The organism is Nocardia acidivorans NBRC 108247 (assembly GCF_001625085.1).
Classification (GTDB): Bacteria; Actinomycetota; Actinomycetes; order Mycobacteriales; family Mycobacteriaceae; genus Nocardia; species Nocardia acidivorans.
In genome coordinates this window covers 30619-39318 of record NZ_BDAW01000011.1, presented here as the reverse complement: position 1 = coordinate 39318, position 8700 = coordinate 30619, and the positions used below count along the sequence as shown (strand labels likewise).

Sequence of the window (8700 nt, the reverse complement as noted above, 5' to 3'; positions counted from 1 at the left end):
CCGATTCCGCTCTCGCGACAGGCAGTCAGCGGGGAGCTGTCCCGAACAGCTCCCCGCCGCGGTGATCGCCGGACAGCTCATCGAGCGCGGCGGTGATCCGGCGTTCCTCCCATGCCAGCCACCAGACGGTGGTCTTCCCCCAGTGCGGTGAGCACCGGCGCCAACTCCGGAAACCGCTGCGCCAGTACAGGAAACGCCCCTACGTCCTCATTGGTGTGATGGTTGGAGAGCGCCCGGCAGAAAGCCAGGCAGTGACCGCGCAGCTCACGCAGCGGACGAACATCGGTGTCGGCCCGATATTCGTCGAGTTCGCGAGCGACGCGCTTCAACTCGCCGCGCAACCAGTTGTGGGTATCGATGAGTTCACGCCCGAGGGCTCGCGCGCGAGTGCTGTCGGCGGACATGCGGATTCTCTTCTCCCGGAGGTGGGCAGCGCTCGCCCGGCGACCAGGCGCAGGCCCGCGGCAACCCGAAAACCGATGGGGGAGTACCAGATACGCGCACAGTGAACGGTGCGCGCGAACCGAATCAACAGGGCGGGAACTGTGAACCCATGATTGCCTCCTGAAATACCGGCGCCTCCATGCCAACCGCCGTCCACCCGCCGCCGACACGCGACACCTCTCCATCCTATCGACAAGATCACCGGTGACGGGACTCCGAGCACTGCACCGGGGCGGGGCACCGGCGGGCTGTCGCCTGTCGAATACGTCGGACTCGGGCTTGTTTCGGATATCGTCGGACAGATGGTCGGTAAGTCGGGGTCTCCGGCGGTCGAAGTGACGGTCGGCGACCGCGCCGTGCGGGTGTCGAATCCGGATCGGGTGTACTTTCCCGAGACCGGGGCGACCAAGTTCGACCTGGTGCGGTACTACCTGAGCGTGGGGGACGGGATCGTCAACGCGCTGCGGGATCGGCCCTGCATGTTGCATCGGTTTCCCAAGGGACTGCCCGGCGGAAAGGTGCATCAGAAGCGCATTCCGGGTGGGGCCCCGGAGTGGATTCCCACCGTGCGGCTGTACTTTCCGCGATACGGGCGCACCGCCGACGAACTCTGCGTCGAGAAGTTGGCGGATGTGATCTGGGCAGTCCAAATGTCGACGGTGGAGTTCCATCCGTGGAACTCCCGCCGGTTCGATACCGAGATGCCCGATGAGTGGCGGATCGATTTGGATCCCATGCCGGAGTGCCCGTGGTCGCGGGTGCAGCGGGTGGCCGGGGTCGTGCACGAGGTGCTGGACGAACTGGGGGCGGTGGGATGGCCGAAGACCTCCGGGGGCAAGGGGATGCACGTCTATGTGCGCATCGACCCGACCCACGGATTTCAGGACGTGCGCCGCGCGGCCCTGGCCTTCGCCCGCGAAGTCGAGCGCCGCGCGCCGCAGGATGTCACGACCGCCTGGTGGCGTAAGGATCGCGACCCCGCGATGCTGTTCGTGGATTACAACCAGAACGCCCGCGATCACACCATCGCCGCGGCCTATTCGGTGCGCGGCGTGCCCGAGGCGACGGTCTCGACCCCGGTCCGCTGGGCGGAGATCCCGGATCTGCATCCGCGCGATTTCACCATGACCACCGTGCCCGACCGCTACGCCGCACTCGGCGATCTGCACGCGGGTATCGACGAGACCGTCTTCGACCTGAACCGCTCCTCGAATGGGCGGACCGCGACAAGGTGGAAGTCGTCGACCTGGACGAGGATTCGGGCGACTAGCCCCGGGCGCTGCCGCGCAACCACTCCGGCCACGGTATGCCCCAGTCGCCGTTCTGCCAGATGTCCAGGGGATCGCCGCCGGTATTGCGGACCTCGACCACATCACCGGGAATGACATAGTCGAAGAACCAGGCCGCGTCCTCGGGCGAGATGTTCAGGCAGCCGTGCGAGACGTTCGTATTGCCCTGGGCCCACACGCTTTGCGCGAGCGCGTGCACGAAGATGCCGTCGTGACTGATGCGCACGGCGTGATGGATGGTCGAGCGATAACCCAGCCCGGAATTGACCGGCAGACCGTAGCTGGAGGAGTCCATGATCACCGGATCCTGCCGGTCCAGCACGGTGTAGGTGCCCGGGCGCGTCCAGAACGACAGCACCCGGCCCCCGACCACCGAGGTGCCGCCCATACCCATGGAGGTCGGCATGCTGCGAATCAGATTCCCGTTCTCGAAGACGTCGATCATCTTGGTGTCGTCATCGGCGATGGCCACGTGCGCCGGTCCGATGAGCACCGAAACCCGTTGATCGCGTGCGCCGTAACTCCCCGTACCGAGCGCGGCCCCGAACAGTTCGGCCGAGACCGTGACCCGGGATCCGGGCGCGTAATACCGCTCGGGCCGCCAATGCGCATTGCGATCGTCGAGCCAATACCAGCCGCCGGGGACCGCGGGTTCGGTGAGGACTTTCAGGCATCCCTGGGCCGCCGCCCGGTCGACCGGCGCGTCGAAATGCGCCACCACGACGAAACCCACTCCGTAGGTATCGTTTTCGGCCAGCTCGACCATGGTCGCCGAGCGCAGCGACACATCGATCAGCTGGTCGGGGGTGGGCGTCACACAGGTCGTGGTCGCGGTGACCGCACCGGTTTCCCCGTGCGCCACGGCTTTCGCGGTGTAGGTGTGCCCGTACCCCAGCGGTTCGCTACTGGTCCAACTCCGCTGATCCGGCGCGGCGGCGCCCGGCAGCGCCCGTCCGGTCTCATCGATCCATTCGACCGACCGCAGGGTTCCCTCGCTGACCCGCACCACGCCCGGCTGGCGCGCCCCGGCCTCGTGCGCCGCCGGTTCGAATCGGATCACCGCGGGTGTGGGCGGTGCGGCCGGTTCGCGCGCGCATCCGGCCGCGCCGAGGCCCCCGGCCAACCCGATGAGCAGCACACGACGTCGGATGGCCACGGCGTTCCTCCATTCACCCGGTGGGTCCGGCCCACTTCGCCTGACAGCATGTGCCGCGAACACAAGCACCGCCGCGCCGACGGGCGGAACCTCCACCGATCCGTCGCGCAACCGACACCGTCCCGATGTCGGCGCTCCCCCGTACCGGCCCGGCCGTTGACTCGTTCGCTCGGTTCAGCGCGTTAGGGTGGATTCGTGGGTGAGGCGATGATGCCCCGGGAACGGGACGACTCCGGGTTCGAATTGGGTACCGACGGGCCGCTGGTCATCGTGGTCGGCGTGGACGGTTCCGATACCTCGTGGCGGGCAGCGGCTTACGCGGCCGGGCTGGCGCGGCGGCAGGGGGCGCGGCTGGCGATCGTCTACGTGCAGCCCTGGATGTCGGCGGTGGCCGGGCTGGGCGTGGATACCCGATCCATCACCTCCGATATCGCAGATGATCTGGTGAAGGAGATTCGCGAGGCGACCGAGCGGGTCAGGGATATCTTCACCGTGCGGTGGGAGTTCCTGACCCGGCGCGGGGACGCCTTCAGCGAATTGGCCAAGGCCGCCGACGAACTCGGCGCGGACGCGGTGGTGGTGGGCGCGTCGCAGCAGGCCGGTCACCGGCTCGTGGGCTCGGTGGCCATGCGCCTGGTGCGTGCCGGGCGGTGGCCGGTGACCGTGGTGCCCTAGTTATTCGTGTAGCGCGCAGGCGAGTTCGGCGAGCTGACCCAGGGTGTTGTCCAGCTGCTCGTAGCCGTGCTGTTCCAGCGCCTTGGTCGCCTGATTGGTGACGAGCGGGCCCGCGAAGGTGACGCCCGCGGTGATATTGGTACCTGTCTCGGTGGTCTGCAACCAGTAGGTCAGGTCGTAGTGGATGCCGGTTCTGCCCTTGCCGCGCAAGGCGATTCGGCACGGATGGTCGAGGCGGGTCACCGTCCACTCGACCTCCTCCAGCATGCCGTGCAGCAGTACCTCGGCCACGACGGTGGAGCCTTCGGTGAGTCGCTTGGGCGGGGTGCCGACGAAGTCGTGATGAATGCCGAACCAGTGCTCCCAGGTCGTCGGCGCGACAATGGTGTTGAACAGGGATTCGGGCGTTCCGGGCACATCCCTGCTGAGAAGTAGCGCTCCCATGGCGGCTCCTTGAAATATGTTGGCGGCGAGTCAAAACGGGTGCGCGACGCGGATTGCCGACTGCCTCCGACGAACTTCCCCCCGAGCCGACGCCGACGATCTTGGCACACTGGAAACGAGAGCACAACATCGGGATATGCGCTGGTGAACGGCGAAATTGCAGATGAAATCGCATTTGTCCGCGATGGCCGGAAAACGGTATGCGCCGGGCCGCGCGGAGCCTACTCCCGAACCGCGTCCGAGAGCGGGGCCACGAGTGCGGCAGGCTCCGATCGGCTGCTGTGGGCGGGGTGGGCGAAGGCCCGGACGCTTGTCGAATCCACTGGTCGCACAACGCTATCCAGATGAAGTGCCGGGTCACCGGCAGGTCTGTGCGGCGGATGCCGGTGGCATCGCGCAGCGCATTGGCCGGACCGGTGCGATGCGCTCGGACAATCGGCATTCAGTGGGATTTACACCGAGATGCCGCCGGATCGAGAAACTCACCGCCCAACGCGCGCGACTAGACTGACCTGGCCCAACCATCGGATCGGAGAGTGCGGCGGAGTATGGCGGAGGACCTGACCGTGACTCGGGCGCTGGTGATACCCGCGTCCGAATTGCGCGAACGGTTCTCCCGGTCCTCCGGTCCGGGCGGACAGCACGTCAACACCACCGACAGCCGGGTGGAACTCTCGTTCGATCTCGCAAATTCGCCCTCGGTGCCCGAACGGTTGCGTGCCCGCATGCTCGAGCGCCTGGCCACCCGCCTGGTCAACGGTGTGCTCACCATCGCCGCCTCGGAACACCGCGCCCAGTTGCAGAATCGCGCGATCGCCCGCGAACGCCTGGCCGCCCTACTGCGCGCGGCCGCCGCCGCCCCGGCCCCCGATCGCCGCGCCACCGCACCCTCCCGCGGAGCGAAGGAACGCCGCATCGCCGCCAAGAAGCGGCGCGGTATCACCAAACGCAACCGCCGCGCCCTGCCCGACGACTGACCGCCCCGATGTGCATGTACTGGCGCAGGCATATGCCGAGAGGTGTTCTGCGCCAGTACATGCGGGTGGCTCAGAGGCGGCGGATGCGGGCGATCCACGCCGCTACGTCGACTATGCCTTCGGGGGAGACTTCCAGGCCGGGCGGGGCTTCGGTGATCGAGGGGATGACCCGGCCGCGGTAGCGGGTGGGATGCAAGGATTCCAATTGCCAACCGGTGCTGAAGGATTCGCGGATCAGGGTGTCGCTGATGCGGGGGCCGAAGCCGGGTTCGGTATCGGACAGGGCCAGCAGATGCAGGACTCCGCCGGGTTTGCAGACGGCGTGCAGGTTGTGGACGTAGGCGGCGCGCAGTTCGGGTTCGGTGCCGAAGACGTGGAACAGGGCGCTGTCGACGATGGTGTCGAAGGCGGGTGGGGGTCCGGCGAAGTCGGGGCGGGTGGCGAAGGTGAGGGCGTCGGCCACTTCGAACGCGACGTGGGGGACGCCGTGCGCTACGGCGTTGGCGCGGGCGCGATCGATGGCGCTGGGGGACAGGTCGGTACCGAGGATGTCGTATCCGAGGCGGGTCAGCAGGATGGTGTGTTCGCCTGCGCCGCAACCGGGTTCGAGAACCCGACCGGTGATCGCGCCGGTTCGCTCCAGCGCGACGATCGCGGGCTGGGGTTCGCCGATCACCCAGGGCGCGGTGTCATTGTCGTAGGCGGCATTCCAGATTTCGGTTCGGGTCATACCTCTACCGTGCAACCTCGACCTGGGTCCAGGTCAAGCCCGGACCCCTGCGGATTCCGTTGACCCGGAGCCGGTGTCGGGTCGCGGTACTCACCGAAGCCGGAGGGATACGGCGGGCAAACCGCGGCGGGCGCGCGAATCCCCGGCCGTGACATTGCATTACGGCCTACAAAAACAGGTCCGACATAACTGTTTCGCCAGAAATCAAGAACGCCAGCAATTTCTGGGTACATACTCCGCGAGCCGGGCCGGACCCGGGGGCACGATCAGTTAAGAAGTACTATCATGCGTAGAGCAACGGCGCTCTTCGCCGCATTCATGTTGGCAATCCTGTTTTCCATTTCCTTCGTGACGAGTCCCGCGGCGAAAGCCGATGACTGCCTTGGCGACTGGGCCATAGGCATCGGCGGTCTCGGCGACAACTCCTCGTCGATTTTCGCCCCGTTCGTCAATCAGCCCGTGGGCTACAACTCCGCCGACCCGATGTCGGGGTTGAATGAAATCGATCGGCTGTTCTGGCAGCATCGCAACCAATGCCCGGGCGACCATATCCGGATCATCGGGCACAGTGAGGGCGCGGGCCTGGTCCACGCCTGGGTCACCGCTCATCAGGGCGTCGACAATGCCAATGCCATTCTGCTGGCCGATCCCAAGCGGGACGCGGGACCCGGCGGGGCGGGCCTGGCGTCGACTCCGGGCAGTGGCATCGTCGGCTATCCCCTTGCGGGCGTCGATGATTGGTTCGGCGGTTTCCCGGTAGTGACCGTCTGCAACCACGATGACCAGATCTGCGACACCTCCGCTGGTTGGTGGGGGTACCTCTTCGGAGGCGCGCACAGTCGGTACGACTTCAATGTCTGGGATTACGGTGATTGGGATTCCGGCGTCTGGTACCGGTAACCGATGGGCCATGGGGATCAGTAGCCGAACGGCTCCGGTCCCCATTGGCTGAATCCGTGGCCCAGCGAGGAGCAGGTGGCCGCACCATTGAAGGTGATTTGACAGGTGGCTCCGGCATGGGTGACGGAGAATTGCGGATCGTGGTTGGTCGCGGCGGTCAGTCGCGGCAGCGCCGGATTTCCGCCGGGCAATGTGTGACTGCCGTTGGAAATCCAATCGGGGCGGGCGGGCAGGGCGGCCGAATCGATGATGATCGCGGGCACATTGGGCACCGGCACCTGAAGTCCGGCGTAGAGCACATTCATCAGCGCGGCCGGGACGGTGAGATCGCAGCCGACCGTGCCGTTCGGATCGATCGAACAGTTCCAGCCGCCGAGGGCGAAATACATGGTGCCGTCCACGACGGCCGGACCGGGCGGGGACTCGGCGTGCGCGGGCGCGATTCCCGCCAGGCACGCAACAATCCCGAATATTCCTCCGCAAACCCGTGCGGCGGCCACCTTCACAGCCCTTGCCACGGTTCTCCCTCGATGCGCAGTCGGTACTCCGGCCCTTTTCGGCCATAGGGAAAAGCTATCATTTTCCGGTGCGGGGGTGGCCGATCTGTCGAGGGCCCTTACATGATAATTCGCATCGTTCGGACGGGTTCGGCAACGGATTCGGCGACCGCGTAGCGGATTTGATTCGCGTGGCTAAACATACTGTGCGGTTTCAGGATTCGCCGGTAGGGTGATTCGTTCCACGTCCGGGGTGTGCGGTGTTCGGCGGGGGAGTGTCGTTCACCGCGTGGAGTTCATTAGATGCCAGATTCGGCCCCGGCCGCACCCGTTCCCGCCACCGCGCAATTCGATATCGCCGGATCGCGCATACCGATGTACAGTCCCGAGTTCGCCGCCGACCCGCATCGCGCCTATCGGGAGATGCGGGACAGATACGGTGCGCTGGCCCCGGTGGAACTCGCCCCGGGCGTGCCCGCCACCCTGGTACTCGAATACCGCACGGCGGTAAGGATTCTCAACGATCCGGACCGCTTTCCGGCAGACCCGCGCGCCTGGCAGGAGGGTGTCCCCGCCGATTGTCCGGTACTGCCGATGATGCAGTGGCGGCCCAATGCGCTGCGCAATGCGGGCGGTGCGCACACGCGTTATCGACAGGCCAATACCGCCGGGCTGAGCGGAATCGATCGATTCGGACTGCAGAGCACCGTGGAACGGACCGCGGTCACCCTCATCAATGGTTTCTGCGCCGATGGCTCGGCGGATCTGGTGCGCGACTATGCCTTTCCGCTCGCCTTCGATGTGCTCAACCATCTGCTGGGCTGCCCCGCCGGAATCGCCGCGCAGGCGGCGCAGGGCTTTCGGGCAATCTTCGAGGGTGTCGGCGCGGAGAACGGCAATAAATTACTCGTCGAGGCGCTCGCCCGCCTGACCGCGCATAAACGCGCCGAACCCGGTGACGATGTCACCACCCGCCTGCTGCGGCACCCCACCGAACTGACCGACGGTGAGATGGTGCATCAGCTCGCCACCCTCTACGGCGCGGGTATCGAGCCGCAGCAGAACCTGATCGTCAACACCCTGCTCATCATCCTGTCCGACGACCGCTTCGGCGGCAGCGTACTGGGCGGCAGCCTGGCCACCCGCGACGCCCTGGACGAGGTGCTCTTCAACGATCCGCCGATGGCCAACTTCTGCATCAGCTATCCGCGCCAGCCCGTCCTGGTGGAGGAGACCTGGCTGCCCGCACACCAGCCGGTGGTCATCAGCATGGCGGCCTGCAATACCGATCCGGCCATCGGCGGCGGTCAAATCTCCGGCAATCGCTCCCACCTCGCCTGGGGCGCGGGACCGCACGCCTGCCCCGCCAGCCCGCTGGCATACCTCATCGCACAGGAGGCCATCGACCAACTCCTGGATGCCCTCCCCGAAATCCGACTGGCCGTGCCGCCCGCCGAATTGTCTTGGCGGCCAGGGCCATTCCACCGCGCCCTGACCGCCCTCCCGGTCGCCTTCACCCCCTCGCCCCCACTGCCCGTGCCCTGGACGGGTCGGGGATGACGGGGCCGGGCACGGTGTCGGTTCGAGG

At 66.6% G+C, this 8700-nt stretch carries 9 protein-coding genes and 1 pseudogene; 5 read left to right on the top strand and 5 right to left on the bottom strand.

Features of this window, described 5'->3' with window-relative positions:
• Positions 1–77 precede the first annotated feature (77 nt).
• Entirely contained in the window at positions 78–404 is a 327-nt protein-coding gene (locus NA10_RS37475; protein WP_169812525.1) for a hemerythrin domain-containing protein, read from the bottom strand.
• Positions 405–746: 342 nt separating this feature from the next.
• Between NA10_RS37475 and ligD the strand changes: the two are divergent.
• Positions 747–1714: pseudogene (gene ligD, locus NA10_RS05420) on the top strand (non-homologous end-joining DNA ligase).
• Here ligD and NA10_RS05415 read toward each other — a convergent pair.
• Positions 1711–2889, bottom strand: a complete 1179-nt coding sequence (locus NA10_RS05415; RefSeq protein WP_067564254.1) for a L,D-transpeptidase — start codon at positions 2887–2889, stop codon at positions 1711–1713. The pseudogene ligD and the gene NA10_RS05415 sit on opposite strands and share 4 nt — an antisense overlap.
• Positions 2890–3084: 195 nt before the next feature.
• Here NA10_RS05415 and NA10_RS05410 point away from each other — a divergent pair, with 195 nt between their 5' ends.
• Entirely contained in the window at positions 3085–3564 is a 480-nt protein-coding gene (locus tag NA10_RS05410) for a universal stress protein (RefSeq protein WP_245677048.1), read from the top strand.
• Here NA10_RS05410 and NA10_RS05405 read toward each other — a convergent pair whose 3' ends face one another.
• Positions 3565–4008: a type II toxin-antitoxin system Rv0910 family toxin gene (locus tag NA10_RS05405; protein WP_067564251.1), complete on the bottom strand. Its 444-nt coding sequence runs from the start codon at positions 4006–4008 to the stop codon at positions 3565–3567.
• Positions 4009–4556: 548 nt separating this feature from the next.
• Here NA10_RS05405 and arfB point away from each other — a divergent pair.
• A complete protein-coding gene (gene arfB / locus NA10_RS05400; RefSeq protein ID WP_067564246.1) occupies positions 4557–4985 on the top strand; it encodes an alternative ribosome rescue aminoacyl-tRNA hydrolase ArfB in 429 nt (142 codons plus the stop codon).
• 70 nt (positions 4986–5055) lie between these two features.
• On the opposite strand, the gene NA10_RS05395 is transcribed toward arfB, so the two are convergent.
• Positions 5056–5715: a class I SAM-dependent methyltransferase gene (locus NA10_RS05395; RefSeq protein WP_067564244.1), complete on the bottom strand. Its 660-nt coding sequence runs from the start codon at positions 5713–5715 to the stop codon at positions 5056–5058.
• Positions 5716–6063: 348 nt separating this feature from the next.
• Between NA10_RS05395 and NA10_RS05390 the strand changes: the two genes are divergently transcribed.
• A complete protein-coding gene (locus tag NA10_RS05390) occupies positions 6064–6615 on the top strand; it encodes a cutinase family protein (protein WP_169812524.1) in 552 nt (183 codons plus the stop codon).
• A gap of 17 nt (positions 6616–6632) precedes the next feature.
• Here NA10_RS05390 and NA10_RS05385 read toward each other — a convergent pair whose 3' ends face one another.
• Positions 6633–7133, bottom strand: coding sequence for a hypothetical protein (locus NA10_RS05385; RefSeq protein WP_157556089.1), 501 nt, complete (start codon positions 7131–7133; stop codon positions 6633–6635).
• A gap of 282 nt (positions 7134–7415) precedes the next feature.
• Between NA10_RS05385 and NA10_RS05380 the strand changes: the two genes are divergently transcribed.
• A complete protein-coding gene (locus tag NA10_RS05380) occupies positions 7416–8672 on the top strand; it encodes a cytochrome P450 (RefSeq protein WP_067564236.1) in 1257 nt (418 codons plus the stop codon).
• Positions 8673–8700: the final 28 nt, after the last annotated feature.